Below are 26,787 nucleotides of genomic sequence, written 5' to 3' on the forward strand. Positions count from 1 at the left end.
TTTGAAAATAAATGTGAAGTTAACAGAGGAAAAATGTTGTATAAATCTGTATTATGTAGTAAATAATTTTTTAATACATAAATAATGTAAAGCTACCCTTATAAAGGAGATAAATATAATGCGGTTTCTGCTTAGAAAGATTCTGCGGATATTTATATCACAGTCTAAAAAACCCGGTGAGAACAAACAGCTCAGCGGAAGCAATACCGCGGAGTTTGACAATATTCCAGCTACCTCCAAACTCTCAATGCGCATTGCCATGATAAAAACAGTTATGGGGAGCAGCCTGGATGTGGTCATCCGGGAAATTGTCATTGGGGATGAATCTAAAATACCGGCGGCTGTAATTTACTTAGACGGTATTGTAGATAAAAATACTGTTTTTGAGCATATTCTTCGCCCCCTTATGTTTGAAGCACAGTCTATCCAAACATTAGAGAAATTATCCCCTCAAAAAGTTTTTAAAAAGCTCATTGAAAACCGCCTTTCTGCCGGAGAAGTTATGGAAAAGGAAAATAATTCCGAACTTTTTGCACACCTGGTGGGAGGCGACACCATTATTTTAATTGACGGCCACCTTCCCTTTATCGCTGTCTGCACCCGGGCCTGGGAAGGACGGGGAGTAGAAGAACCGGAAAATGAATCAACCATCAGGGGGCCCCGGGAAGGCTTCACCGAGACTCTAAAAGTGAACATGTCTCAACTCAGGCGGCGTATAAAATCACCCCACCTGAGGTTTGACTCCTATTATATTGGACTTATCTCCCAGACTACAATATTAGTGACGTATCTAAATAACCTTGCCAACCCTAAACTGGTCAAGGAAATTAAACAACGCCTGGAGCGTATCAATACCGACCATATCCTGGACACCGGCGATATGGAAGAATTTTTAGAGGATAACCCCTTTTCCCCCTTCCCTCAAGCAAAAGTTACAGAACGTCCCGATGTGGTGGCTGCAGGGCTTTATGAGGGTAGAGTGGCTATATTAATTGAAAATACTCCCTTCAGTATGATTCTTCCCACCACTTTTTTTGAACACCTGCAGGCGGCAGACGACTACTACCAACGCCCCTGGTTTGGAGCAGCCTTAATCCGCTGGCTTCGGGTGTTTGCCTTTAATGTCGCCCTGCTATTCCCGGCCATTTATGTTGCTATAACCACCTTTCACCAGGAACTAATTCCCACACCACTTTTAGTAAGCCTGGCTGGGGCCCGGGAGGGGGTGCCCTTTCCCGCATTGGTGGAGGCCTTGATTATGGAAGTTACCTTTGAACTCCTGCGGGAGGCCGGGCTGCGCCTGCCGGCCTCCATCGGTACTGCCGTCAGCATTGTAGGTGCTTTAGTGCTGGGGGACGCCGCCATCCGGGCCGGTATCGTCTCCCCAGCCATGGTAATCGTGGTGGCCCTGACCGCCATTTCCACCTTTTCTATCCCTGGCTTTGCGGTAGCCTTATCCTTACGGCAGATGCGCTTTCCCCTGATGCTGTTGGCGGCTACCCTGGGATTGTTCGGAGTGATGTTTGGACTGCTGGTCATTTTAATACATATAACTTCTCTGCGCTCCTTTGGAGTTCCCTACATGGCCCCGCTGGCTCCCCTGATGCCCCGGGATTTAAAAGATATTTTTATGCGCCCCCCTTTCTGGGCTATGAACCGTCGGCCCCGCTATGTTCGATCCCTGGACCCGTTGAGGCAGGAGGAAAACCTTATGCCCCGACCACCACAATCTGACAAAAGCGGCGAAAAAAAGGATAATCCTTAAAATAAAGGAGAAAATCATATGCTGGAAGAAGGAAAAATTTCAATCCGGCAGGCAACCCTGCTCATGGTAACCACCGTCCTGGCTACCGCCATCCTCTTTCTGCCGGCTATTTCTACCCGACAGGCTCTGCAGGATGCGTGGATTTCCACAATTATTGCCACAACCAATGGAGTACTGATTGCCCTGCTGGTGGTTACCCTTATGCGCCGTTTCCCGGAACAAACCCTGATACAGTACAGTGAAGACATCATGGGAAAATTTATCGGTAAAATAATCGGCCTGGGCTACATCTGGTTCTTTCTGAGCACCAATGCCATCATTGTTAGGGAATTCGGCGACTTCATGGTGGCTGCCTTCATGCCCAGGACTCCCCTGCTGGTCTTTAACGCCATGATCGTCATCCTGGCAGTCATGGCGGTTAAAAACGGCCTGGAACCAATAGGCAGAATGAACGAATGGTTATTCATACTGAATTCCTTTATTCTAATCACAATTATTTCTATTTCTTTATTTGAAGTGAATTTAGAAAACCTGCAGCCCGCCCTGGAAGAAGGCATCATACCCGCTCTACGGGGAGCATATACCCCTACCAGCTGGTTCGGTGAAATTATTACCCTGGGAATGATCTTCCCCTTTATAACTCAACCCCAGAGAGTATACCGGGCTGCCGTGGGAGCCCAACTGATTACCGGCGCTTTCCTGCTTGCTGGAGCTATAATTACCATTGGCATTTTCGGTCCGGAACTCATAAGCCATTTCAAATTTCCTATTATTGAAGTAGCACGTTTAATCAGTCTGGCTGAATTTTTTGAGAGAATTGAAACCCTGGTCATGGTGATCTGGGTAGGCGGAGTATTCATAAAGGTTTCCCTCTTTCATTACGTTACCGTTATGGCTGCGGCCCAGTGGTTTAACCTGAAGGACTACCGCCCCCTGGCCCTGCCCCTGGGAATCCTGAACGTAATCCTCTCCATACACCTGTTTGAAGGAGTGGTGGACCTGGTGGATTTCTTAAGCATGACCTTTCCTGTGTATGCCCTGAGCACCTTTGAAGTGGGAATCCCGGCCCTGCTGTTACTTACCGCTTTAATCCGAAGAAAAGGAGGGATAAACAATGCTTCATCCCAGAAAAGTTCTTAAAAAAACAGCGGCCGGGATCCTTATGCTCTTCCTGCTCTTTTTCAATTTAGGCTGCTGGGACCGTCAGGAAATTGACAAACTTTCCCTGGCCATGGTAGCGGGAATAGACTACTGTCCGGAAAAAAACCAGATAGTCTACACCTCCCTCATAGCCCGCCCCGGACAGTTGGGGGGAGGAACAGAGGGAGGGGTGGGACAGCTCTTTATGGGTCCAGTATGGGTTGCCCAATCCACTGGAAAAACCATATTTGAGGCCTCCCGCAATATAGCTGTCAAAGACCCCCGCCGTCTTTTTGAATCCCATATGCAGGCCATGGTAGTAGGAGAAGAGCTGGCCCGTCGGGGAATAGGTGAATTAGTTGATTTTATTGTACGGGAAAGGGAACACCGTCTCATTCACCCTCTACTAGTTACTAAGTGTACAGCAGGGGAAGTAATAAGAGCCGAACCGCAGTTGGAAAACATATTATCCCAGGAAATAAAAGGTTTGTTGGAGAACCAACAGAACCTCTCTGCTGCTCCCACGATGGACTTAAAAGATTTTTTAAATGCTTTAAACCGGCCCGGCGCCGATGCCTATGCCCCGGTAATAGAAGTACGGGAGAAAAACCCTGCTCCGGATGAAGAATTTATAGGTAGTAGTGAAAGAAACAAAAAATTTATCTCCGTCCAGGGCACAGCCGTTTTCTCTGAGGATAAACTGGCAGGCTACTTGAATGTTCCCGAGACCAAAGGGCTCCTCTGGGTTCGAGGGGAAGTAAACAGGGCTAACCTGATCCCCAGACAATCCAACGGGGGACAGGTTACGGTATATATAACCCGAAGCATCAGTAAACTGGAACCGGAGTTTACAGAAAATTGCTTAAAAATGAGCATTCAGGTTGAAACAGAGGGAGATATTGCAGCCGCTAATATTAAACAGGATATTACCGACCCTAAAGTGATTGAAGAACTGGAAAAGACACTGGCCAATCAGATTAAACAGGAGATACTGATGGCCGTTACGAAATCCAAAGAATTCAAGTCTGATTTTTTCGCATTCGGTGCGTCCTTCCGGCGTAAAGACCAGAAGAAATGGAAAGAAATTGAGGAAAACTGGCGGGAATTGCTTCCTGAAGTGGAAATAGAGGTAAGGGTAAGCGCAGAAATAAGAAGGACGGGGCTTATCTCACCCCCCATAATACAGGAATAACGCTGTTACAAATCTATTAAAGTTTACAATAATATTGAATAATGAAAGGAGCCCAACCCATGGCTGTACTGGTAGTGCTGCTCTTCCTTTTCTTGGGCAGCATTGATGTAATTCCCCTGTACCAAAAAAAAATGTGGAAGGAAATAGCCGTGCATTCCCTTTTCATGTTTATAAGCTTCTCCCTGGCTTTGGCCCTGGTTCTAGGGGTAGAAGTTATCAACCCTACGGACATTATTGAAAGTATTTTTAAGCCACTGAGTCCTTTAAAATAATATGGGTAGTATAATGATAATGTACAGTTTTTTTTCCATACTTTTCTAATAGAATATTGTGTATTATTAAATCATTGAAATTTAAAGCTCACTTATATTTTGGCGAGCTTTTTAATGATGGAGAGTTATATGTGATTACAATACTAAGTAAAAAATTACTTTATTAAATAGTAACAATATTCCAGGTCATCATAACCAATTTGTTGTAAATTTTTCAACAGTTCCTCTCTAGATTGCAGATTCAACTGAGCATGATAATCCCCTAGAGCTGTCTGACATACAATACGGCTGGCATGAGAATGACTGTTTCGAGTAACAAAGTCTACAATTTCTTGAACCATCTGCTGCTGTTCCATGGTAACCTCCTATAGCAAATAAAAATTTTCTAATATATTTTTGTTTTTCTATAAACATGACATAATACAAACATTATATTTTCCCACTAATAGTAAGATTTAAACATTAATTTTTAAAAAACTACAATTATCTGATACACAAAATGGCACTTACAAATTAAATTGTTATACTATCCCTCATCCCTTCCAGCGTCTTTTCCCCAATCCCTGTGACCCTGGTAAGGTCTTCCACCGATTTAAAAGGGCCATTTTTCTCCCGGTCCTGGACTATGGCTCCGGCCTTGGCAGGGCCAATTCCAGGCAGGGTTTCCAGGTCAACTTGAGAGGCCGTGTTAATATTAATCTTTTGTGATTGAGTTTCCTGATAGACAGACAGGGAGGCCTCCTCCCCCTCCCGAGGAATATAAATTTGCTGCCCGTCATAGACCCTGGCCGCCAGGTTAACCGCATCCCCATAAGCATCCTCTAAAAAACCCCCTGCTTTTTTTACCGCTTCTAATACCCTATCCCCCTCCTGAAGAGTATACACTCCTGGATTTCTTACCGCTCCAACAACATGAATTATAACAGGCTCCTTTGACTCTTCCACAAATTGTTCCTCCTGGAAGCTCTCGTCAGTTCTTTTCCCTTCAGCATATTGGTTTCCTGAGGTCTCTAACGTAAATTGGCCGCCCCTTCCCGCCTGCCGGCCCACTATTAACCTGTAACCCAAACCAGCAATAATCAACAAAACTAATAAAATCACCGCTGCATTTTCTCTCCACCGAAAATTTTTCAAAACCAGAACACCACCTTACAAAAAAATATATTTATTCCATTTATTCCCCACGATGTTTTTAATTCCCTCTTTTTTTTAAAACAAAAAAAATCATATTATAACATTTTAATCCACTGTCAATATCACACCTCTAATTTAAATTTTCACACTCCTAATTTATCAGTAATTTAAGATAAAACAATCTGCTTGATATATGGGATTAACATTAAAGGATATCTTTACAATAACTTTACACACCCTAGAATTTAGATTTACACTAACATGTTATATTTAACTTGGCCAGGCCTTAAAAAAATATAATTTAATATTAAGGGAGGAAAAAAGTTTATGAATTTTAAGAAAGTCATAAAGTTACTATCTTTAGTTACCATCTTAACGCTCTTAGTGTTTTCCATGGTTGGTTGTGACGAATCGGATTCATCCTCCGACACCACAACTGATGAATCTGCTGACAATACCCCTGCTGAAGAGGAACCCACCCAATTGAGCGGTACAATCACCATCGCCGGTTCAACTTCAGTTCAGCCTATTTCTGAAGTTCTGGCAGAAGAATTTATGGATTTATACCCTGACGTAAGAATAAACGTTCAGGGGGGAGGTTCCAGCGCCGGTGTTAAAGCTGCAGATGAGGGAGCGGCTGATATTGGAGCATCTTCCAGGGATCTTAAGGATGAAGAAAAACACTTAAATGAAATCGTAATTGCCAAGGATGGAATTGCTGTTGTAGTTCACCCCTCCAACAATGTCGACACCCTAAGCATGGAACAGGTGCGGGACATTTTTGCCGGCAGCATTTCAAATTGGAGTGAAGTGGGTGGAGAAAATGTTGACATCATTGCGGTAACCCGGGAAGAGGGTTCAGGAACCCGCGGAGCCTTTGAAGAAATTGTAATGGGCAGCGATAACCCCATCAGCAGCAAAGCTATTGTCCAAAGTTCAACCGGTGCCATAAGCACTACGGTGGCCGGTGACCCTAATGCTATCGGATATATCTCCCTGGCAGCTTTAAATAATGATGTTAAGACAGTTAAAGTAGACGGGATTGAAGTTACTAAAGAAAATATCTTAAGTGGAAGCTACAAAGTGGCAAGGCCTTTCCTCTACCTGACCAAAGGAGAACCTGAGGGTCTGGTTAAAGCTTTTATAGACTTTATACTGAGTGCCGAAGGCCAAGAGTTGTGCAATGAAGAAGGGCTGGTTGCAGTAAAATAATTTATCCTCTAGCTAAAAACAAGGCAGCATCTTTAAAGGAGCAGTTTTTTTAAAAAAAAACTGCTCCCTCCCCATTCTTTTTTTTAATTATATCTTTGACGTTTTTTTGTTTTATCTTATGATCAAATGCAAACAAAGACAAATTTTAAAGGATGATGATAATGCATAAAAACAACTTCCAGATAGAAGTTTCCCCCAGGTATAAAACCGGTCTGTTTAATTTAAAGGAAAAATTTGATTACAAATCATTTTTCAACCGAAAGCTGTATGAAAATATGGTGGAAAAGCTCCTGTTTATCTGCGCTATAACTTCAATTGTGGCTGTTTCCACCATCACTATTTTTGTCTTTTACAGCGGGCTGCCATTAATTTTTAAAATTGGCATTAAGGATTTTATTTTTAACAGCACCTGGGCTCCCATGCAGGGAATTTTCGGCATTTTCCCCATGATTGCCGGTTCAATTATGGTTACCTTTGGAGCCCTGGCTCTGGCAGTTCCCCTGGGAATCGGAGGCGCTATATTCCTGGCTGAATTTGCTCCAAAATTTATTACACGGTTTCTACGGCCGGCCATTCAGTTATTGGCGGGCATTCCCTCGGTAGTTTACGGTTTTTGGGGCCTTATCATCCTGGTCCCCCTGATGCGAAATTATTTTGGAGGCAGCGGTTTCAGCGCCCTGGCTGGTTCTATTATTCTAGCCATTATGATTCTTCCCACCATTGTCAATATTTCCGAAGACGCTATTCTTTCAGTCCCCAATGAATATAAAGAAGGATCTCTCGCTCTGGGTTCTACCCACTGGCAGACCATAAAACATGTCATACTTCCCTGCGCCAGACCCGGAGTAATTACCGGCATAGTCCTGGGCATGGGAAGAGCTATCGGGGAAACCATGGCCATCATAATGGTTACTGGTAACGTCGCTGCCATGCCCGATTCTTTCCTGGATCCTGTTAGAACTTTGACCGGAAACGTAGTCATTGAAATCGGTTACGCCTACGGTGATCACCAACAGGCCTTGTTTGCCACCGGTGTCGTGCTTTTTGTCTTTATCATGATACTCAACATTCTGGTTAATCTTAAATTTAAAAAGGAAGGTGAAGCCTGATGAACCCTAAACTTGAAGAAAAAATATGTAAAACCCTTCTCTGGCTCATGGCCTTCTTTACTGTGTTTATCCTGCTGGCCATCATCGGCAATATATTAAAAAACGGCCTGCAGTTTATTAATTTGGAATTTCTGCTGGAAAGTCCCCGGCGCATGGGAAGAGAAGGAGGTATATTCTCCTCCATCATCTCCACAATCTATTTAATTATCTTTTCCCTGCTAATAGCCACTCCCATAGGAATAGGCTCGGCTATTTTTCTTACAGAATATAAGAAAAAAGGGACACTGTTAAAGCTAATACGCTTTACTACAGAATCCCTGGCGGGTATCCCCTCTATAATTTTTGGAATATTTGGCTTTGCCTTCTTTGTTATATTTTTAAAATTAGGTTGGTCAATCCTTTCCGGTGGACTTACCCTGGCTTTGATGATTTTGCCAACCATGGTCCGCACCGCCGAAGAGGCTATTATTGCTGTGCCTAACCCTTTCAGGGAGGGAAGCCTGGCCCTGGGGGCCACCAAATGGCAGACCATAGTAGGAGTAGTAATTCCCTCTGCCCTGCCCGGCATTATTACCGGTATTATTCTTAGTATCGGAAGAGCTGTTGGAGAATCTGCCGCATTAATACTGACCGCTGGAAGCGCCCTGGGCATTCCGGCATCGCTTTTTGATCCGGGACGCTCCATGTCAGTTCACCTTTATATCCTGGCAGTAGAAGGTATTTCCATGGAAAAAGCGTATGCCACAGGCTCTGTCTTAATAATAGCTATCATTATAATTAACCTTACAGCTAACTTCATAACCAACCGACAAAGAGCCAAGGTAAGCTGAGCATGCACTATTATTACCATATAAGGAACCGGAAAAGCCGTGATAAATACTTTTGCGGTTCCCTTTTCCTTTCATTTTGCCGCCTTCCCACTGCCTGATTAGCATTATTTCCTACCCCGGAACTGATCTCCTGCTCATTTGGGCCTGGGAAACTAAGGTAACTATTATTTTATATTCCCCTCAATGCCTATTACAACATTATCTAACTCAGCTTTGGATCCCGCCTCCAACAAGGCTTTTTCCACCAAACCCTGGAGCCCTGAACAGCAGGGAATACCAATATTTACTACTGTCACTTTCTTATAATCATAATTCTTAAAAATCTGCACAAGCTTTTTCATATAATATGAAGCATCATCCAATTTAGGGCAGCCAATTACCAGCGGTTTATCCCGTAAAAAACGGCGGTGAAAATCAGCATAAGTAAAGGGGACACAATCCGCCGCCACTAATAGATGGGGCTTCTTTAGAAATGAAGCTTCCGGAGATACCAGTTTCAACTTCACCGGCCAATGGGTAAGCTCCGATTCAATAGTAGGCCCTTCCCCGACAGTCTCCATAACTTCTTTCCCCTTATTTTCCCGATGAATCTCTCCGCTTAAGGCCGCACAAGCCGGACAACCACCATCATCTTCATGGTCATGGGAAGCCCCCGCTTCATGATGAGAAGAATTTTCCGGGCTGAAGGCTGCCTGCAGCATTTCCGCATTAGCTTGATTTTCCCCGGCCTGATGACAGGCACAGTTTCCCTGGGATTCCTCTTGAGGAATTTCAGAGACTTCCTTCCCCTCTAAGTGACAGGCACAGGCTGATTCGGAAAGGCAGGAAATTTCTTTCTCCTCTTTTTCTTCTGGTGCTAACGATTTTAAATATTCTTCTACCGCCGCTTCATCAAAGGGCTGTGCTTCCCGCTCCTCAATACTTATGGCTCCCTGTGGACAATCTCCCAAACAGGCTCCCAGTCCGTCACAATAAATCTCACTCACTAATTTAGCCTTACCGTCAATAATTTTAATAGCACCTTCTGCACAAGAGGGCACACATATTCCACACCCATCGCATAAATCTTCATTAATTTTAATAATATCCCTTTTTATCAGCTTTCCCACAATTATTTTCCTCCTTTTTATACTTTAATGATGAACCTGCTTTAACTGACTAGTTTTTTAGTCCCCGTTAAAAAAGAAAAGTTAATTTAAAAGAACTTTATATTACTTAGTAACTTAGTAATATATTATAAGAATTTCATTCTCCTGTCAATACTCAAATAAGTTTTTAAAAATAAAAAACCGGATTTTTCCGGTTTTTTATTTTTATGATAACCTTCTTTTTCAAGATTTTTTTGTCCTCACCAGGTTCACTTAACCACCAGATTTACCAGCTTCTTTGGAACTGCAATTTCTTTCACAATACTTTTCCCCTCCAGGTAACCCTGAATTCGAGGAAGTTCCATGGCTGTGCTGATCATTTCTTCTTTACTACAGTCTACGGAAATTTTAATTTTATCCCTGACCTTTCCGTTTATTTGCACCACAATTTCCACCTCCGCTACCTGGAGGGCCTCCTTCTCATATTCCGGCCAGCTTTGAAGATGGACACTTCCCTCTTCCCCTATGACAATCCACAATTCTTCGCAGATGTGAGGTGCAAAGGGAGCCAGAAGAGTGATTAGGTTTTTTACCGCTGAAGTAAACAGGTAACGATTGACCTCTGACTCTTTTGATTTATCCAAATAAAGATAAAGGGCGTTTACCAATTCCATGATAGAGCTGATAGCCGTATTAAAATTAAATCTCTGACCTACATCCTCGGTAACCTTCTTTATGGTGGAGTGCAGAGTTTGATACAGCTCCTGCTCCATGCTGCTCAGTCTCATGAGATTTATAGTAGTGTCACCAGAAAAAACCAGGTTCTGGTTTTCATTAACCAGTCTCCAAACTCGACGCAAAAAGCGGAAAGAACCCTCTACTCCCTGGTCGTTCCAGTCCAGATCCTTTTCTGGAGGAGCGGCAAACAAAATAAACAGTCTACCGGTATCCGCCCCGTACTTGTCAATAATCTCATTGGGAGACACCACGTTCCCCTTGGACTTGGCCATTTTGGCCCCATCTTTATAGACCATCCCTTGAGCCAACAGCCGGGAAAAAGGCTCTGTGGCCCCCACCAGGCCGGCATCATACAGCACCTTGGTAAAGAAACGGGCATACATCAGGTGCAGGATGGCATGCTCAATTCCACCAATATACTGGTCTACAGGCATCCAGTAATCCCCTGGTTCTTTATCAAAGGGAAGGTCTTCGCTTGTGGGACTGGTATATCGGAGGAAATACCAGGAGGAACAAACGAAGGTATCCATAGTATCTGTTTCTCTCCGGGCTTCCCCGCCGCACTGTGGGCAGACCGCCTTCATGAAACTCTCCGATTCCGCCAGAGGTGACTGGGACTTGTTCTCAAAATGTATATCTAAAGGCAGGATTACCGGCAGCTGCTCAAGAGGGACAGGTATTGTGCCGCAGCGTTCACAGTAAAGAATGGGAATAGGGGCTCCCCAATAACGCTGACGGGAAACCAGCCAATCCCTGAGCCTATAGTTTATATGAGCTCTCCCCCAGTTTTTCTCCTCTAAATAAGAGGTGATTTTCTTAATACAGTCTTTAGATTCCATCCCGTCAAAATGAGCAGAATTGACCATTATCCCAGGCTCTTCAAAGGCTTCGGTCATACTTTCCAAAGTTAATTGGCTGTCCTTTGGTTTAATAACCTGCCGTATAGATAAATTATATTTTTTTGCAAACAGAAAATCCCTCTGGTCATGAGCAGGCACAGCCATGATGGCACCGGTGCCGTAACCCATCAACACATAATTGCCTACCAGTATAGGGACTTCTTCTCCGTTTAAAGGATTAATACAGTAAGCACCGGTAAAAACCCCCAGTTTTTCTGTATCTCCCGAAGTCCTCTCAATTTCACTTACTTTCCTCATCTTTTCAACAAAGGCCTGGACCTCTTCTTCATGAGGAGTTCCGGCAGTAATCTGGCTGACCAGCGGATGTTCCGGGGCCAGCACCATGTAAGTCACCCCATAAAGGGTATCAGGCCTGGTGGTGAACACTTGAATTACCTGCGGAGAATCTTTCACCGGGAAATCCACCTCTGCTCCTTCACTACGCCCAATCCAGTTTCTCTGCATAATTTTGACCCTCTCCGGCCAGTTCTCCAGTTCTTTCAAATCTTCTAAGAGACGGTCAGCATAACTGGTAATCTTAAAAAACCACTGTTCCAAGTCCTTTGTGGCAACATCGGTGCCACAGCGCCAACAAGAGCCGTCTTCTACCTGTTCATTGGCCAGTACAGTCTCACACTGGGCACACCAGTTTACCGCAGCCTTTTTCTTATAGGCCAGGCCCATTTCATACAGTTTTAAGAACAGCCATTGAGTCCATCGATAATAATCAGGATAGCAGGTGGTAACCTCCCGGTTCCAGTCATAACTTAACCCCAAAGATTCCTGCTGTTTTTTCATATAGGCAATGTTCTGGTCTGTCCACTGGGAGGGATGCACATTATTCTGAATGGCTGCATTTTCCGCCGGCAGCCCAAAAGCATCCCAACCCATAGGGTGAAGGACATTGTACCCTTTCATTTTAAAATACCGGGCCAGGACATCCCCAATGGAATAAACCCTCATATGGCCCATATGAAGTTTCCCTGAAGGATAGGGGAACATCTCCAAAACGTAATACTTTTCTTTTCCCGGCTCATCCCCGGTCTGATAAAAATTAGTCTTTTTCCAAATATCATGCCACTTAGGCTCAATTTCTTTAGGGTTATATTCTCTGCTGGTCATAAATTTTTCCTCCTGCCATAATGTTTTCTAACTTCTTGGCACTTGACACACAAAAAACTCCCGTCTGTTGGGACGAGAGAATTTTTCCCGCGGTACCACCCGAATTAACGCTGCTGGACTTTAAAAATAAAATGTCATTCAAATGTCCTGCGTTCCCTTTTAAAAAGCAAAATAACGCTGCCAGCCGTCTCCGAATATCAACCTTTTATAAAAAGGCCTTCCCCGGAGATGCTCCGAGGCGAGTTCAGCTGACCAAGACTACCGGCTTTTCACCTGCCGCCGGTTCTCTTTTGAATCCTGGTTAAAAGCTTACTACTCCTCTTCAAAGCATGTTAAAAATATTAAATATATTATTCCTTTTCCGAAAAACCCATGGAAGTTAAGGAACTGTTACTTTCGGGATAAATCTGGGAGCTATTTTTCCACAAACGTTCGAGATTATAAAAACTCCTTACCTCCGGCTGGAAGATATGAATAACCACTTCACCAAAGTCTAATAAGACCCATAATCCTTCTCGGTACCCTTCCTGCCTCATAAGAACATAATTATGCTCGTCCAGTTTATCAACCAAAAAATCGGCAATGGCTTTAACTTGAACAGCCGTTTGACCGCTGCAGATAATAAAATAATCAGCAATTAATGAAATCTTTCTAATATCGCATATTACCACATCTGCGGCTTTCTTTTCCTCCAACAGGTTAACGGCTTTCAGAGCTAAATCTTTCGCCGTTTGGCTCACAAAACCCCTCCTTAACCTTTATATTAGTATAACCTTCATTAATCCCTATTATACCTTATTGCAGCCTTTCTGTTAACCGCTTTTCATCAAAATTATGTCCAATAATAATAGTAATCTGTGCATTATGGCCTTCAATAATCTCCTGTTCCACTTCAGAACCCTCAAACAGTTCTGCCAGGGTTTCGGCGATTTCGGCCGTTTCCAGGTCTTCAATACGGCTTATTATCTGTGTAGAGGTATAGTTAAAATGATCCGCGTTGGCTACCCTGACCACTTCATAACCCAGTCCACTCAGGGCCCTGGAAACCCGGTTGGCAGTTCCTCCTACTCCCTTACCGTTTAAAACCTCCAAGGTAATCCCGGATTCAAGACTTAGCATCTCCCCGCCGGTTAAATCGTTAATCAGGCCTCGGGTCTCTTCCCTGTCCACCACCCAGTAAGTAACTTCATCTATTTCCTCCCACCAGCCCGGAATAATTTCAGCGGAAACCTGTCCCTTATAAGACATGTCCTTGATATGATTATAGTACTGTAACAATTCTCTCCATGCCATATTGGTGCTGACCAAAGGAGACAGTCTGCTGATAGACCCCGGCAGTCCTGTAATCAAGTTTTTCCCCATCACTTTCTCCCCCAGAGCAGCCATAAAGATACGCTGTCTTTCCAAACGGTCCAGGGCATGCTCCCCCTCTAACTCAAAGGTAAAATACTGGTATACTACCTGCTCTTCCAAAAGATATTCTCCCCGGGGAAAAACAATTCTCTGGTTATTGGTTAAGGTTTCTTTCACATCTACCGTGATATTTTTCACCGACTTAATAGCCTGGGGAAGTTCCCAATAATTTATCTCAAAATAGTAATGCATTGGCATATACAAAAGTTCCGCTACTGTTTCCACCAGAAGAGGCAGCTGATTGGAAGCACTTTCCAAGGCGTAAATATTCTCCACCTTTTCACCACCATAGTCCCTCAAGTACACCTGGGTTTCTCCTGGAATATGAAGCATAAAAGCCCTCTTCTCAGAAGGATTAAAACTCACCACCACCAGCTGATCTATGTATTTTTTTCCGTTCTCTCCAGTATCTACTCCCACCAGTAAGGTATTTTCCCATTCCTCATCCCCGGTTTCTATCAGGCTTTCCGAAACCACGGATTTAATCTGTAGACTGTTTAAAAGACTCACAATCCTTACGGTAATAAGCAGCAAGGCAATGAAAAGCAGTACTGCCGACAAAAAAATAACTTTCTTTTTTTTCAGGCGAACTGTCTTTTTTCTCTGCATTAATCTATTCCTCCGGACTTGTCTCTTTTTTCACACAGAATAGCATTACGAAAATCTACAGAATACGGGTGAAGGGGAAGCCCCCGATTCAGGACATAACGTATAGTCGCATCTAGTGCTTCAAGCAACGCCTCTCTTAAATCCCTTCTGGACAACACCCTGATTTCTTGGACTCCTGGAAAAGAACGATTTTCTTCAATATAGTCTGCTAAAAAAACAATGCGGGATAAATCCCCCATTTGTTCTTTTCCGGTGGTATGAAAACTTATAGCTTCAATAACTTCCGTATCCGCCAGGCCGAACTGCCTTTTTAAGACTTGGGCACCCACTGGGCCGTGCAGCAAATCCGGAGACAATTCCTCTACCAATTGAACGGGGATTCCCCATTCCCGGGCTTTTTTTAAAAGCTCACCAGTCTTAAACTGCTTTCCAAAATCGTGCAAAAGGCCGGCTGTTTCCGCTTTTACCGGGTCCGTACCATAAAGGAGAGCCAATTCTAAAGAAGCTTTTTGTACCCCAATTGAATGAATAAACCTTTCTGAGTCCAGTACTCTTTTTAAAATTTTTTTCCAGCTGTTTAAGTTAATGATCCTTCACCTTCCAAGCGATTACCAATTATCTTTGTGATTTCCAATTAATCTTCCAAAATTTTATTCTTCGACAGTCATAGAAGTATTCCCTGCCTTAAAAACAAAAAAGGCAACTTTTCGCTGCCTTTAATTTAATGTTCTTCTCTAGCTTTTGCTTCGTTTACAATTATCTCTCTTCCATTAAGTCCTGTCCCGTTCATGGCTTCAATTATTTTATCTGCTGATTCTTCATCTACCTCAACGAAACCGTAACCTTTAGACCTTCCAGTTCTCCGGTCGGTGATTATCCTGCAGTTAACGATATCACCGTGTTCAGAAAAAACGGTCAGGAGTTCATTCTCATCTAAAGCCCATGGAATGTTCCCTACATAAAGGGTCTTAGTCATAGCTCTCCCTCCTTTCACTAGTAACCTACGATATATTATTTTCCTTTTGAGCAAAAATTATACATAACTTGAAATAAAATATTTTTACTCCCCATAAAGGTTATTTTTTAAAATATACTGCTCCACTCCAGAGGTAGTGAGATATTTAATAGTCTTCCCCTGCTTGACCCTCTCCCGTATTTCCGTAGAGGATATAGCCAGTCCAGGAATGGTCAAAATCATTATCCGGGATAAAAGCTCAGAATGCTCTGAATCAAAAATTTTTTTAAGACGGGTAAGTGAATAACCGGGACGGGTTACGGCGATAAATTCACACATTTTCAAAAGATCCTCATAACCCTTCCAGGTTGTTAAATCCAAAATAGCATCAGCCCCGGTGATAAAAAACAGTCTACAGTCTTCACCAAAAATATTTTTAATTTTACTAACGGTATCCAACGTATAGTTAACGTGATATGGGGCAGAATCCAGTTCAATCCTGGAGACAGAAAAATAACGGTTAGTGATGGTGGCAATTACCGTCATCATGTAGCGATGTTCCCAGTGGCTCAGGCATTCTTCCTCTTTATGAGGAGGGTTTCCTGAGGGAACAAATATTACCCTTTCCAGGTAGTATTGTTCCCGGGCTTCTTCCGCTGCCAGCAGATGTCCTAAATGAATAGGATCAAAAGTTCCTCCCATAATCCCAATATTTCCGTTCCTCTGTTCTTTCTCCCTTTTCAAAAATAATCACCTCAAAACCCTTCCTCCGTAAAGTTAAACTCCATGGGGCCGATTCTAACCAGATCCCCCTCTTTAATACCCTCTTTTTTTAACCGCTCCTCCAGACCTATTTTGCTAAAAATATACTGGAGCCTCTCCACGCCTTCTTCGTAATTAAAGTCTGTCATATGAACCAACTTTTCTATTCTTTCTCCCTTAACCCGGTACGCCTCCCCATCAAAAATGACGGACAGCTCCTCTGGTTCATCCCGGCGTCTGTATATTTTTCTTTCTTTATCCTGCAGCTTTTCCTCAGAAACTGTTTCCCTCTCTTCCTTCTCCAGTCGATCCAATTCATCCGCCAGGAAAAAAAGAAGTTCCTGAATTCCCTCTCCGGTTACTGCAGATACAGCAAAAAAACGAAGGCCCTGAGGAAGGTTTTTCCTGATTTTTTCAATATTTTCCTGACCCTGAGGCAGGTCAATTTTATTAGCCACCACTACTTGGGGTTTTTCACTGAGTTTCTCACTGTACAGCCTCAATTCCCTCTGCAGAGCATTAAAATCCTCCAGGGGTTCCCGATTCTCTGTTCCCGCTGTATCCAATATAAAGAGCAAAAGACGTGTTCTTTCCACATGTCGTAGAAACTTCAACCCCAGTCCCGTTCCCTGGTGAGCCCCCTCTATTATTCCCGGGATATCTGCCACCACAAAATTTCTTCCCGAAGAAATATGGACCTCTCCCAGGTTAGGAGTAAGAGTAGTAAAGGGATAAGAGGCGATTTTTGGTTTAGCAGCAGAGATCCTGGATAGGAAAGTAGATTTCCCGGCATTAGGAAAACCCACCAGGCCCACATCAGCCAAAAGTTTCAACTCTAAAATAATAGTCAATTCTTCTCCGGGCTCACCTTTTTCGGCAAATTTCGGGGCTTTGCGGGTGGCGTTTGCAAAGCGGGTATTTCCCCGGCCTCCCCGGCCTCCCCGGGCGATTACTGCCCTCTGTCCCGGTTCAATTAAGTCGGCAATTAACTCACTGGTTTCATCCCGATAGACCATAGTTCCCGGGGGGACTTTTACCACCAGGTCTGGAGAATTTTTGCCGTGTCTTTTTTTCCCCTGTCCGTGCTGACCCCGGGATCCCTTAATATGCTGTTGATACTTAAAATCCAGCAGGGTCCTGAGTCCTGAATCCACTTCAAAAATCACACTGCCTCCGCTTCCCCCATCTCCCCCATCGGGTCCACCGTAAGGCATATATTTTTGCCGGAGAAAAGATGCTGCACCGCTTCCTCCATCTCCCCCTTTGACATACACTTTAGTTCTATCAATAAACATAATAATCACCTTTTTTTCTGAAATATTTATCGCTTTTTTTTAGGGTATAAGACCCCCACCTCTAAGCGTTAGCGTAGGTGGGGCTTAAAATCTTGTGGAGTAGAGTCTCCACCTGATTCCCCGATTTTAAACCTTGCTGAAACGAGTTCACTTCTGTTCCGAAAATAATAATTGCAGAGTTACTTCGTCTTCCTCAAAGGAAAGGTCAAAACTTCCGAACTGAGTAATCTTCTTCTTCAGTAGATCGGCCCGGGCAAAATCAAACTCTTCAGCATTCCCTGGGAAACTAAAATAAACTTTGACCCCCTCATGCATATCTGATATTATAAGCAGGCATTCTCCTTCTTCCTTTGGATGTTTTTCCACCAACCCGAAGATAATTTCAAACAACTGACGGCAAAACCTTCCGTCAGCTGTAATTTTACTGAGATCAGATTCAACTATAATCTTCAAATCAATATTTTTTGTTTCAAATTCCTGATATTGATTTACGAGAAAAAGAGCCAGTGATACATCCCTTATACTCAATATTTTTCCCGTTTCATGAATTTTTTCCGTTATTTCTTTGATATATTCCATCTGACGGAAATATTTCTTCATCTGTACCAAAGTTAGAAGCATCTGTAAATCGTTTAAAAAATCATGGCGCCAAACTCTTAATATATTTCGACACTGCTTTAGGCCCTCCAGTTCTCTTATCTCCAATTCTTTTCGATGCAGTCCGTTGAGCCTAAAAAACTGCAAAAAAATAAGCAGCAGGAAAATACTCTGAACTAAAACCACCTGCCCTACAGTAACAATGCCGGTAAAACCGAATAATAATAAAACCATTAATCCCAATAATATCGTAATGATTAAGGTTATTTGATTGATTTTTATGTTTTTCGGGGTATTATCCATATTATCCACATTATCCACATTAATCTATATTATCTATATTTTTGCTATTGTTATAGTTATAGGGATTACATTCGTCATATCTCTTTATATTCCTCTATTTGACAAAGCCTTAAAACGCTTAAAATTATAATCATGTATATAATTTTTTAGCATAGACAGGAGCCTTTCCAATTATGAAGTAATCGTAATTTCTGAGGTAAAAAAAAACCAGTACTTACGTACTGGATGATTATTAACCAACTATGCCTGCTTCTGAAGGTACTATACTTACTTGTTTTTTAGACCTGCCCTTACGCTCAAAGGCTACCATTCCATCTACCTTTGCGAACAGGGTGTCATCTTTACCCAAACCTACATTAAGACCTGGGTGAATGTGAGTCCCTCTCTGACGAACCAGAATGCTTCCGGCAGTAACAGTTTGACCGTCTGCACGTTTTACACCCAATCTTTTTGCGTTGCTGTCCCGACCGTTTCTTGAACTACCTACACCTTTTTTGTGAGCCATATCATTCACCTCCGATTTCTATTATTAGATAATTTAAATAAATTTACGCTTCAATACGCTCAATCTTTACCTGAGTGTAAGGCTGACGATGACCGGTCTTTTTCCGGTAATTCTTTTTGGCCTTATATTTAAAGACAATAATCTTTTTATCTTTATCCTGTCTTACAACCTTGGCGGTAGCAGCAGCTCCTTTTACCAGGGGTGTGCCTACTTTTAAACCATCGCCGGAGTTCACTGCCAGTACTTTGTCAAAGGTGATTTCATCACCCACCTGGGCATCAATTTTTTCAATTTTAATAACCTGGCCTTCCTCTACCCTGTACTGCTTTCCACCGGTCTCAATAACTGCATACATCTCCTTTACCTCCTCAAAAAGTCTCGCTAAAAATAGGTACGGAGGGCTTTCCCTTCTGCCCTCTCGATTTAAAACCTTTTTCATGCGGTTTAAAACCGGTTTAAGGAAAGCCTCCTCTTCCAGGAGTCTTTCTAACCGGCTAAACTATTTTAGCATAGTATTTTTCCTTTGTCAAGGAATAAGAAACGCCCGTTAGTGGGCGTTTCTTTTAACTTTCTTTTTAACTTTGGTTTATCTCTTTCTTTAGGGTATAAGACACCACCTCGGGTCTTTGACAGTTGAATAATGAACACATGTCTTAAAAGCCTTGAAAATAGGGCTTTTTTTATTGCAAATTTGTCAATTTTTCACCTATTTCTATTGAGTATTATTGAGTATTATGTTATAATATAAGGGATTGGGGGGTTAATATGAGATTGTCTATTTCGAAATCAAAAAATTCCACATCTCTTTACGTAATTAAATCAACTTATGAGAATGGTGTACATTCATCAAAGATTGTTGAAAAACTTGGAACAGTTAATGATTTGAGTAAAAAGTTAAACGGCCAGGATCCCATTGAATGGGCAAAGAAATACATAGCAGAGCTGAATCAAAAAGAGAAGGAAGAAAAGCTTGATGTGTTGGTAAAGTACTCACCTTCCAAGGTCATTACGAAAGATGAACAGCGCTCTTTTAACGGTGGTTATCTTTTTCTTCAACAAATATACTATCAACTTGGCCTTCACAAAATATGTAAAGAAATGTTAGGAAAATACAAGGTTACATATGACCTAAACTCCATACTCTCCAGATTGATTTACGGAAGAATAATCTTCCCTTCATCTAAGCTCGCCACTTACCAACTTTCCTCAAGATTTATAGAACAACCTAACTTTGAACTTCAACATATATACAGAGCTCTTGAAGTTATTGCTAAGGAAACGGATTTTTTACAATCATCCTTGTACAACAACAGTTTAAAAGTTTCTAAGAGAAATACTGGTGTACTTTATTATGATTGCACCAATTATTTTTTTGAAATTGAACAGGCAGATGGCGATAAGCAATACGGTCCATCAAAAGAGCATAGACCAAACCCAATCATTCAAATGGGCCTATTTATGGATGGAGACGGTATCCCTCTTGCATTTAGCATCAACAAAGGAAATACAAATGAACAATTAACACTAAAACCCTTAGAAAAGAAAATTCTATCTGATTTTAATCTTTCTAAATTTATCGTATGTACCGATGCCGGTCTAGCGTCCAAAAATAACAGAAAATTTAACGACAGGGAAGAACGAGCATTTATTACAACTCAATCAATTAAGAAATTAAAAGCACATCTAAAAAAATGGGCACTTGATCCAAACGAATGGCACCTCTCTAACGATGTAAAAACCTATGACATCTCTAAACTAGATGATGAGAAAGCTAAAAATAAAATGTTTTACAAAGAACGTTGGATTAAAGAAAATGACCTTGAACAAAAAATCATTGTGACGTACTCTATCAAGTATAGAGATTATCAAAGAAAAATCCGTAATTCACAGATAGAACGTGCACAAAAAACAATAGATTCAAATCCTACAAAAATAAAAAAATGTAATCAGAATGATTGCAGAAGATTTATTAAAAAAACTAATTTTACTCCTGATGGAGAAATTGCTGAAAAAGAAATATACAGTATTGATACAGAGGTTATCGCTAAAGAAGAAGCCTTTGATGGGTTTTATGCTGTATGTACAAACCTTGAGGATGATGCTTCTGAAATAATTAAAGTAAACAATAGACGATGGGAGATTGAAGAATGTTTTAGAATTATGAAAAGTGAATTTAAAGCCAGACCTGTTTATTTAAGCCGTGATGACAGAATAGAAGCACATTTTACAACTTGCTTTATATCCTTAATTATTTACAGATTATTGGAAAAAAAGCTTGGTGAGAAATATACCTGCAGTGAAATAATTAGAGGATTAAAGGATATGAACTTTCATGAAATAAAGGGGGAGGGTTACACTCCAACATATACGAGAACTGACTTTACTGATGATTTACATGAGGCATTTGATTTCCGTACAGACTACCAGATTATAAAAACAAAACAAATGAAAAAAATTTTTAAAGCGACAAAAAAATAAAAACATTACTCACTTTTTTGAATACAAAAAAAGCTTGATAATCCTTGTAAATCAGGGATCATCAAGCTTTTTGCTTGTAACAACTGTCAAAGACGAGATAGTATTTTTCCTTTGTCAAGGAATAAGAAACGCCCGTTAGTGGGCGTTTCTTTTAACTTTCTTTTTAACTTTGGTTTATCTCTTACTTTAGGGTATAAGGCACCACCTCTAAGCGTTAGCGTAGGGGGGCTTTTTTATCAACTGGAGTAGTGTCTCCAACTGATCCCGATGTTTCAGCTTACTGAGACCAGTTCACTCACTTAGTCAACCACCAGTACAAACAACCAAAATGGCGGCTCATACTATTTTTTTAAGAGTCCTACTTAATTTCTACACTGCCGCCGGCTTCTTCAAGTTTAGCCTTAAGCTGCTCAGCTTCTTCTTTACCAACTTTTTCCTTCACAGGTTTGGGGGCTTCATCCACCAGAGCCTTAGCTTCCTTTAAACCCAGTGCAGTAATTTCCCGAACCACTTTAATCACTTGAATTTTCTTTTCTCCGGGACCGGTGAGAATTACATCAAACTCCGTCTGTTCCTCTGCTGCTTCTGCTACCGCTGCAGGGGCTGCAGCCGCCGCTGCGGGAGCTGCTGCGGACACGCCAAATTCCTCTTCAAAAGTCTTCACCAATTCCGATAACTCTAATACGGTCATTCCTTTAATAATTTCCATTACTTCTGCTATTTTAGACATTTTTTAACCTCCTGATATGTTTTAAATTTTTCAGGATGAATTATTATTCTTCAACCTGTTTAAAATGATAATCTTAAAAAAATCTTTTCAGCTCTAACCTTAAGCCTCCTGCTCTTTCTGTTCACTAATAGCCTTAAGGGCATAAACGGTTTTAAGCAGTAAACCCTGCATGGCATATGCTATACCATAAACCGGAGCCTGCATACCACCCACTACCATGCCCAGCAGCACTTCCCTGGAGGGAAGGTCCGCCAGCGCCTTAATTTGTAATATGTCAATGATTTTTCCATCCAGCAGCCCACCTTTAATTCCCAGCTTGTCATTCTCTTTGGCAAAAACTGATAAAATCTTAGCAGGAGCTACCGGATCCTCTTGACTATAAGCAATGGCCGTAGGACCCTGCAAAAATTCACTTAAATCCTCATATCCAGCTTCCTTGGCTGCAATCCGGGTAAGTGTGTTTTTTACTACAGAATACTCAATCCCCTCCTGGCTCAACTTGTTCCGTAAATCATTTATCTGAGAAACATTCAGGCCCCGGTAGTCGGTTAAAATAACCGCTTGGGATTGGGCGATCTTGTTTTTAATCTCTTCTACTACCTTTTTCTTCTTTTCCTGGACAACCATTTGTTTCACCTCCTCCAGGTCAAAAATAATAAAACCCCCGCAGACATACGGAGGTACAAATTTCTAATAAGAAATTTACCGACCTCGGCAGGATTGGATTAAGCCCGATAGGACACCTGCTGTCTACAGCCTAAATCAAAAATGAAATTAAATATATTCAAATGTCTGCGAATCCTACCTTACTTTCCCCAACAGGGCTGCCTTTTGAGGGCTCACCTTAACCCCCGGCCCCATGGTGGAAGAAACAGTAATACCTTTTAGGTACTGTCCTTTGGCTCCAGAGGGTTTTACACGGATTAACGTATCAATCAATGTATAAAAGTTTTCCAAAAGCTTCTCCGTTTCAAAGGATGCTTTACCAATGGGAACATGAATCAATCCTGCTTTTTCCGTGCGATATTCTACCTTACCTGCCTTAAAGTCGTTGACTGCTTTGCCAACATCAAAGGTAACGGTACCGGTCTTGGGATTGGGCATCATACCCTTAGGCCCTAAAATCCTACCTAGTTTTCCCACCAAAGCCATGGTATCAGGCGTGGCAATAGCAATATCAAAACCCAACCAACCCTCTCCCTGAATTTTGGCTACCATATCCTCGGCACCCACAAAATCTGCTCCAGCCTCTTCAGCTTCCTTGATTTTATCTCCTTTGGCAAAAACCAAAACCTTTACTTCTTTACCTGTACCATTGGGAAGAACCACCGCACCTCTGACCTGCTGATCAGCATGCTTAGGGTTAACACCCAGCTTCACAGCAATCTCAACAGTCTCATCAAATTTAGCGGTAGCCAATTTTTTCACCATTTCCAGAGCTTCTTCTGGTTCATATTGCATATCTCTGTCCACCATCTTTTTGGCTTCCAGGTATCTTTTGTTTGATGCCATTTTAAAAAACCTCCCTGTGGTACCAGCGAGCCATTGGCTCTCCCACTTATTAATTATTATTTTTACTTTTCAACGATGATTCCCATACTCCTGGCAGTACCTTCGATAATTTTCATAGCAGCTTCGATATCGTTGGCGTTTAAATCCACCATCTTAGTCTCCGCAATCTCCTTAATAGCAGAGCGGGGAAGGGTAGCTACCTTTACCTTGTTGGGTTCACCAGAAGCCTTTTCCAGTCCGGCTGCTTTTTTCAATAGAACGGCTGCCGGAGGAGTTTTAGTGATAAATGTAAAGGAACGATCCTCAAAAACAGAGATTTCCACCGGTATAATCAAGCCTACCTGGGCTGAGGTCCTCTCGTTAAATTCCTTACAAAATGCCATGATATTCACCCCATGCTGTCCCAATGCAGGGCCTACAGGAGGAGCCGGAGTTGCTTTACCGGCGGGAATTTGTAGTTTAATTAATCCAATAATCTTTCTGGCCATTATTCTTTCCATCCACCTCCTTACATTTTCTCTACTTGATCATAGTTCAGTTCCACAGGCGTCTCTCGGCCAAACATAGAAACCAGAACTTTGAGCTTCTGTTTATCATTATATACTTCCTTTACTACCGCAATAAAATTAGCAAAAGGACCCTCAATCACCCTGATCTGTTCCCCGGCATCAAAGCGGGCTCTGCTTCTGGGCTCAACTTCGCCCATCTGCTTTAATATTTGCTGCACTTCAGCTGCCGCCAAAGGTACGGGCTTGGATCCCGGGCCTACAAAACCAGTTACCCCTGGAGTATTACGCACCACATACCATGAATCGTCTTCCATAATCATCTCTACCAGTACATAACCAGGGAAAACCTTTCTCATGATAGATTTGCGCTTTCCGTCTTTAATTTCAATTTCTTTTTCCATGGGCACCAGAACTCTAAATATCTTGTTCTGCATTTCCATGGAATCCACCCGTTTTTCCAGGTTTGTCATTACCTTATTTTCATAACCGGCGTATGTATGTACTACATACCATTGTTTTTCAATTTCCATAATTACAGTTCCTAAAATACCTTTCCCTCCTTGATCATTGGATTACCAACCTCAACAATGCATTAAAACCGGTATCCAAAAACCAAAAAAATACTCCAACAGAAGCTATTGCAATGAAAACGATTACGGTAAAAACCGTAAGCTCCTTGCGGGTTGGCCAATGAACTTTCTTCATTTCAACCTTGACATCTTTAAAGTGCTTGTTTATCTTTTGAATGCCCTTTACTTCTTTTTTGGTTTTAGCTGGAGCACCCATAACTTCACATCCTTTAATCTGACTTTAGCTGAACAAGCTCTATCGGGTCTCCCGGTGCAAGGTATGCTTGTCACAGAAACGACAGTATTTATTCATTTCCATTCTGTCAGGATTAGACCTCTTATTCTTCATACTGTTATAATTTCTCTGTTTACATTCCGTACAAGCCAAAATTATTTTTACTCGCATTTTGCACACCCCCAGGATTATAGCTAAATTAGACTTTATCTTTGGTATTTATTAAACTTAAAGTTCGTCACTCTATCAAATCTACCACAATTTATAGGGAATGTCAACATTTTGGCCTTCAATCTTTACCGGGCAAAACACTGATAATACTGGCTTTTTGGTAAGTTGGTTTAGCAATGTGAGGTGTAATTACTTAGTATGTTAATTATTGTAAATTTTATACTGTATTGATGTAATTATTTTACTAAATTTTTCAAGCCAGGATAAATTGAGATTAGATATGGACAAAAAGAAATCAAAATAAAAAAACTACCCTACAAAAAGAAAAAGCCTGATAGTAACGTTACCAAGCCTTTATATGTGGTAGCGGCGCAGGGACTTGAACCCCGGACACTACGGGTATGAACCGTATGCTCTGACCACCTGAGCTACGCCGCCATATTGGAGCTCACGACCGGACTTGAACCGGTGACCTTATCCTTACCAAGGATACGCTCCACCTCCTGAGCTACGTGAGCTTAAATTTTTTGGTTGCGGGGGCAGGATTTGAACCTGCGACCTCCGGGTTATGAGCCCGACGAGCTGCCTGACTGCTCCACCCCGCGTTGTTAAAATTGTATTATAGCCAGGACATATCCTGGAGCGGGTGATGGGAATCGAACCCACGCGACTGGCTTGGGAAGCCAGGGCTCTGCCATTGAGCTACACCCGCAAAAATGTCATTATGGTGGAGAGAGGAGGATTCGAACCTCCGAAGGCGCTGCCAACAGATTTACAGTCTGCCCCCTTTGGCCAACTTGGGTATCTCTCCATATTTTAAACTGTTCTATTAAAGTTAATCTTCCTTGGAGCCGACGATGGGACTCGAACCCGCAACCTGCTGATTACAAGTCAGCTGCTCTTCCATTGAGCTACGTCGGCCAATCGCAACATTTTAAATTATACAAGGTATCAAATGAAAAGTCAAGTCCTCTTTTAACTTTCTCGAATTTCCAAATATTTTTCAAGTTTTCTTTTGACTCTCTGCAGTGCGTTGTCTATAGATTTCACATGCCTTCTCAGTTCTACAGCAATCTCCTGATATGATTTACCCTCCAGGTAAAGCATCAAAACCTTCCATTCCAGGTCGCTCAGGATCTCCCCCATCTTAAACTCGATATCATCGTATTCTTCCCTGTTAATCATCAGCTCTTCCGGGTCAGTGATTTTTGCCCCGGACAAAATATCCAGAAGAGTTCTATCTGAATCCTCGTCATAAATAGGCTTGTTCAAGGATACATATGAATTAAGAGGTATGTGTTTTTGCCGGGTAGCCGTCTTAATAGCCGTGATTATCTGCCGGGTAATGCAAAGCTCTGCAAAAGCCCGGAAAGACGACAGCTTGTCCCCTTTAAAATCGCGAATTGCTTTGTATAGCCCAATCATTCCTTCTTGTATAATATCTTCCCGATCAGCGCCAATTAAAAAGTATGACCTTGCTTTAGCTTTGACAAAATTCTTGTACTTGTTAATCAAGTATTCTAAAGCGACCGAACTTCCTTCCTTTGCCTCCTCGGCAATTTCCTCGTCGGTCTTGTAATCATACTCCAAAACCACCTCACGGATATCTTGTTGGGCATTTGACATAGCCTCGCCTCCATTTT

The 26,787-nt window shown here is 42.1% G+C and carries 29 protein-coding genes, 6 tRNA genes and 2 other annotated features; of the genes, 8 read left to right on the top strand and 27 right to left on the bottom strand.

Going from position 1 to position 26,787, the window contains the following annotated elements; all coding sequences use genetic code 11:
- The first annotated feature begins 118 nt into the window (after positions 1-118).
- The 4 genes from HUE98_RS15130 to HUE98_RS15145 are packed head-to-tail and all read left to right on the top strand — an operon-like array spanning position 119 to position 4,369.
- Positions 119-1,765 carry a spore germination protein gene (locus HUE98_RS15130; RefSeq protein WP_241421442.1) on the top strand — a complete coding sequence of 549 codons (1,647 nt, stop codon included), beginning with the start codon at positions 119-121 and terminating at the stop codon, positions 1,763-1,765.
- Between the two features lie 18 nt (positions 1,766-1,783).
- Positions 1,784-2,905 (top strand): GerAB/ArcD/ProY family transporter, encoded by a 1,122-nt coding sequence (locus HUE98_RS15135; protein ID WP_241421443.1) that lies wholly within the window; start codon positions 1,784-1,786, stop codon positions 2,903-2,905.
- Positions 2,880-4,097: a Ger(x)C family spore germination protein gene (locus HUE98_RS15140; RefSeq protein ID WP_241421444.1), complete on the top strand. Its 1,218-nt coding sequence runs from the start codon at positions 2,880-2,882 to the stop codon at positions 4,095-4,097. Before HUE98_RS15135 ends, HUE98_RS15140 begins: the two co-directional genes overlap by 26 nt.
- Before the next feature lie 59 nt (positions 4,098-4,156).
- Positions 4,157-4,369 carry a hypothetical protein gene (locus HUE98_RS15145; RefSeq protein WP_241421445.1) on the top strand — a complete coding sequence of 71 codons (213 nt, stop codon included), beginning with the start codon at positions 4,157-4,159 and terminating at the stop codon, positions 4,367-4,369.
- Between the two features lie 155 nt (positions 4,370-4,524).
- Here HUE98_RS15145 and HUE98_RS15150 read toward each other — a convergent pair whose 3' ends face one another.
- Both HUE98_RS15150 and HUE98_RS15155 read right to left on the bottom strand, forming a co-directional pair.
- On the bottom strand, positions 4,525-4,725 hold the full coding sequence (locus HUE98_RS15150; protein WP_241421446.1) for a hypothetical protein: 201 nt from the start codon (positions 4,723-4,725) through the stop codon (positions 4,525-4,527).
- A gap of 157 nt (positions 4,726-4,882) precedes the next feature.
- On the bottom strand, positions 4,883-5,503 hold the full coding sequence (locus tag HUE98_RS15155; protein ID WP_241421447.1) for a helix-hairpin-helix domain-containing protein: 621 nt from the start codon (positions 5,501-5,503) through the stop codon (positions 4,883-4,885).
- A gap of 327 nt (positions 5,504-5,830) precedes the next feature.
- Between HUE98_RS15155 and HUE98_RS15160 the strand changes: the two genes are divergently transcribed.
- The 3 genes from HUE98_RS15160 (at position 5,831) to pstA (ending at position 8,654) form a co-directional block, all read left to right on the top strand.
- Positions 5,831-6,715, top strand: a complete 885-nt coding sequence (locus HUE98_RS15160; protein ID WP_241421448.1) for a phosphate ABC transporter substrate-binding protein — start codon at positions 5,831-5,833, stop codon at positions 6,713-6,715.
- A 275-nt stretch (positions 6,716-6,990) separates the two neighbouring features.
- Positions 6,991-7,824 (top strand): phosphate ABC transporter permease subunit PstC, encoded by an 834-nt coding sequence (gene pstC, locus HUE98_RS15165; protein WP_241423580.1) that lies wholly within the window; start codon positions 6,991-6,993, stop codon positions 7,822-7,824.
- Positions 7,824-8,654, top strand: coding sequence for a phosphate ABC transporter permease PstA (gene pstA, locus HUE98_RS15170; RefSeq protein WP_241421449.1), 831 nt, complete (start codon positions 7,824-7,826; stop codon positions 8,652-8,654). The genes pstC and pstA overlap by 1 nt, the downstream gene beginning before the upstream one ends.
- 164 nt (positions 8,655-8,818) lie before the next feature.
- On the opposite strand, the gene HUE98_RS15175 is transcribed toward pstA, so the two are convergent.
- The 11 genes from HUE98_RS15175 to rplU form a co-directional block, all read right to left on the bottom strand.
- Positions 8,819-9,754: an ATP-binding protein gene (locus tag HUE98_RS15175; protein ID WP_407080326.1), complete on the bottom strand. Its 936-nt coding sequence runs from the start codon at positions 9,752-9,754 to the stop codon at positions 8,819-8,821.
- Positions 9,755-10,011: 257 nt separating this feature from the next.
- Positions 10,012-12,501: a leucine--tRNA ligase gene (gene leuS / locus HUE98_RS15180; RefSeq protein ID WP_241421451.1), complete on the bottom strand. Its 2,490-nt coding sequence runs from the start codon at positions 12,499-12,501 to the stop codon at positions 10,012-10,014.
- Positions 12,502-12,566: 65 nt separating this feature from the next.
- Positions 12,567-12,836 (bottom strand) — a binding site (T-box leader).
- 15 nt (positions 12,837-12,851) lie between these two features.
- Positions 12,852-13,241, bottom strand: coding sequence for a ribosome silencing factor (gene rsfS / locus HUE98_RS15185; RefSeq protein WP_241421452.1), 390 nt, complete (start codon positions 13,239-13,241; stop codon positions 12,852-12,854).
- A 55-nt stretch (positions 13,242-13,296) separates the two neighbouring features.
- Positions 13,297-14,523 carry an LCP family protein gene (locus HUE98_RS15190; RefSeq protein WP_241421453.1) on the bottom strand — a complete coding sequence of 409 codons (1,227 nt, stop codon included), beginning with the start codon at positions 14,521-14,523 and terminating at the stop codon, positions 13,297-13,299.
- On the bottom strand, positions 14,523-15,113 hold the full coding sequence (gene yqeK, locus HUE98_RS15195) for a bis(5'-nucleosyl)-tetraphosphatase (symmetrical) YqeK (protein WP_318036567.1): 591 nt from the start codon (positions 15,111-15,113) through the stop codon (positions 14,523-14,525). The genes HUE98_RS15190 and yqeK overlap by 1 nt, the downstream gene beginning before the upstream one ends.
- A gap of 131 nt (positions 15,114-15,244) precedes the next feature.
- Positions 15,245-15,499, bottom strand: a complete 255-nt coding sequence (locus tag HUE98_RS15200) for an RNA recognition motif domain-containing protein (protein ID WP_241421454.1) — start codon at positions 15,497-15,499, stop codon at positions 15,245-15,247.
- A gap of 84 nt (positions 15,500-15,583) precedes the next feature.
- Positions 15,584-16,222, bottom strand: coding sequence for a nicotinate-nucleotide adenylyltransferase (gene nadD / locus HUE98_RS15205; RefSeq protein ID WP_241421455.1), 639 nt, complete (start codon positions 16,220-16,222; stop codon positions 15,584-15,586).
- 11 nt (positions 16,223-16,233) lie between these two features.
- Positions 16,234-17,535 carry a GTPase ObgE gene (obgE, locus tag HUE98_RS15210; RefSeq protein ID WP_241421456.1) on the bottom strand — a complete coding sequence of 434 codons (1,302 nt, stop codon included), beginning with the start codon at positions 17,533-17,535 and terminating at the stop codon, positions 16,234-16,236.
- Positions 17,536-17,682: 147 nt separating this feature from the next.
- On the bottom strand, positions 17,683-18,435 hold the full coding sequence (locus HUE98_RS15215; protein ID WP_241421457.1) for a Spo0B domain-containing protein: 753 nt from the start codon (positions 18,433-18,435) through the stop codon (positions 17,683-17,685).
- A 232-nt stretch (positions 18,436-18,667) separates the two neighbouring features.
- Positions 18,668-18,940: a 50S ribosomal protein L27 gene (rpmA, locus tag HUE98_RS15220; protein WP_241421458.1), complete on the bottom strand. Its 273-nt coding sequence runs from the start codon at positions 18,938-18,940 to the stop codon at positions 18,668-18,670.
- Positions 18,941-18,983: 43 nt separating this feature from the next.
- A complete protein-coding gene (gene rplU / locus HUE98_RS15225) occupies positions 18,984-19,295 on the bottom strand; it encodes a 50S ribosomal protein L21 (protein WP_241421459.1) in 312 nt (103 codons plus the stop codon).
- 410 nt (positions 19,296-19,705) lie between these two features.
- Here rplU and HUE98_RS15230 point away from each other — a divergent pair, with 410 nt between their 5' ends.
- Positions 19,706-21,418: an IS1634 family transposase gene (locus HUE98_RS15230; RefSeq protein WP_241420966.1), complete on the top strand. Its 1,713-nt coding sequence runs from the start codon at positions 19,706-19,708 to the stop codon at positions 21,416-21,418.
- A 358-nt stretch (positions 21,419-21,776) separates the two neighbouring features.
- Here the strand turns inward: HUE98_RS15230 and rplL are convergent, their stop codons facing one another.
- The 14 genes from rplL to sigH form a co-directional block, all read right to left on the bottom strand.
- Positions 21,777-22,148, bottom strand: coding sequence for a 50S ribosomal protein L7/L12 (gene rplL, locus HUE98_RS15235; protein WP_241421460.1), 372 nt, complete (start codon positions 22,146-22,148; stop codon positions 21,777-21,779).
- 99 nt (positions 22,149-22,247) lie between these two features.
- Complete coding sequence (rplJ, locus tag HUE98_RS15240) at positions 22,248-22,775, bottom strand: 50S ribosomal protein L10 (protein ID WP_241421461.1); 528 nt, start codon at positions 22,773-22,775, stop codon at positions 22,248-22,250.
- An 18-nt stretch (positions 22,776-22,793) separates the two neighbouring features.
- Positions 22,794-22,922 (bottom strand) — a sequence feature (ribosomal protein L10 leader region).
- Positions 22,923-22,949: 27 nt separating this feature from the next.
- Positions 22,950-23,660 (bottom strand): 50S ribosomal protein L1, encoded by a 711-nt coding sequence (gene rplA, locus HUE98_RS15245; RefSeq protein ID WP_241421462.1) that lies wholly within the window; start codon positions 23,658-23,660, stop codon positions 22,950-22,952.
- Between the two features lie 62 nt (positions 23,661-23,722).
- Complete coding sequence (gene rplK / locus HUE98_RS15250; RefSeq protein ID WP_241421463.1) at positions 23,723-24,148, bottom strand: 50S ribosomal protein L11; 426 nt, start codon at positions 24,146-24,148, stop codon at positions 23,723-23,725.
- Between the two features lie 20 nt (positions 24,149-24,168).
- Positions 24,169-24,693, bottom strand: coding sequence for a transcription termination/antitermination protein NusG (nusG, locus tag HUE98_RS15255; RefSeq protein WP_241423582.1), 525 nt, complete (start codon positions 24,691-24,693; stop codon positions 24,169-24,171).
- Between the two features lie 40 nt (positions 24,694-24,733).
- A complete protein-coding gene (gene secE / locus HUE98_RS15260; protein WP_241421464.1) occupies positions 24,734-24,955 on the bottom strand; it encodes a preprotein translocase subunit SecE in 222 nt (73 codons plus the stop codon).
- Positions 24,956-24,994: 39 nt separating this feature from the next.
- Positions 24,995-25,144: a 50S ribosomal protein L33 gene (gene rpmG, locus HUE98_RS15265; RefSeq protein WP_241421465.1), complete on the bottom strand. Its 150-nt coding sequence runs from the start codon at positions 25,142-25,144 to the stop codon at positions 24,995-24,997.
- A 361-nt stretch (positions 25,145-25,505) separates the two neighbouring features.
- A tRNA-Met gene (locus HUE98_RS15270) sits at positions 25,506-25,582 on the bottom strand.
- A gap of 4 nt (positions 25,583-25,586) precedes the next feature.
- Positions 25,587-25,662, bottom strand: a tRNA-Thr gene (locus HUE98_RS15275).
- A gap of 10 nt (positions 25,663-25,672) precedes the next feature.
- A tRNA-Met gene (locus tag HUE98_RS15280) sits at positions 25,673-25,749 on the bottom strand.
- Positions 25,750-25,782: 33 nt separating this feature from the next.
- A tRNA-Gly gene (locus HUE98_RS15285) sits at positions 25,783-25,856 on the bottom strand.
- Between the two features lie 13 nt (positions 25,857-25,869).
- Positions 25,870-25,955: transfer RNA gene (locus tag HUE98_RS15290), tRNA-Tyr, on the bottom strand.
- Positions 25,956-25,990: 35 nt separating this feature from the next.
- Positions 25,991-26,065: transfer RNA gene (locus HUE98_RS15295), tRNA-Thr, on the bottom strand.
- A gap of 54 nt (positions 26,066-26,119) precedes the next feature.
- On the bottom strand, positions 26,120-26,770 hold the full coding sequence (gene sigH / locus HUE98_RS15300; RefSeq protein WP_241421466.1) for an RNA polymerase sporulation sigma factor SigH: 651 nt from the start codon (positions 26,768-26,770) through the stop codon (positions 26,120-26,122).
- Positions 26,771-26,787: the final 17 nt, after the last annotated feature.

It is taken from the genome of Candidatus Contubernalis alkalaceticus, assembly GCF_022558445.1.
Classification (GTDB): domain Bacteria; phylum Bacillota; class Dethiobacteria; order SKNC01; family SKNC01; genus Contubernalis; species Contubernalis alkaliaceticus.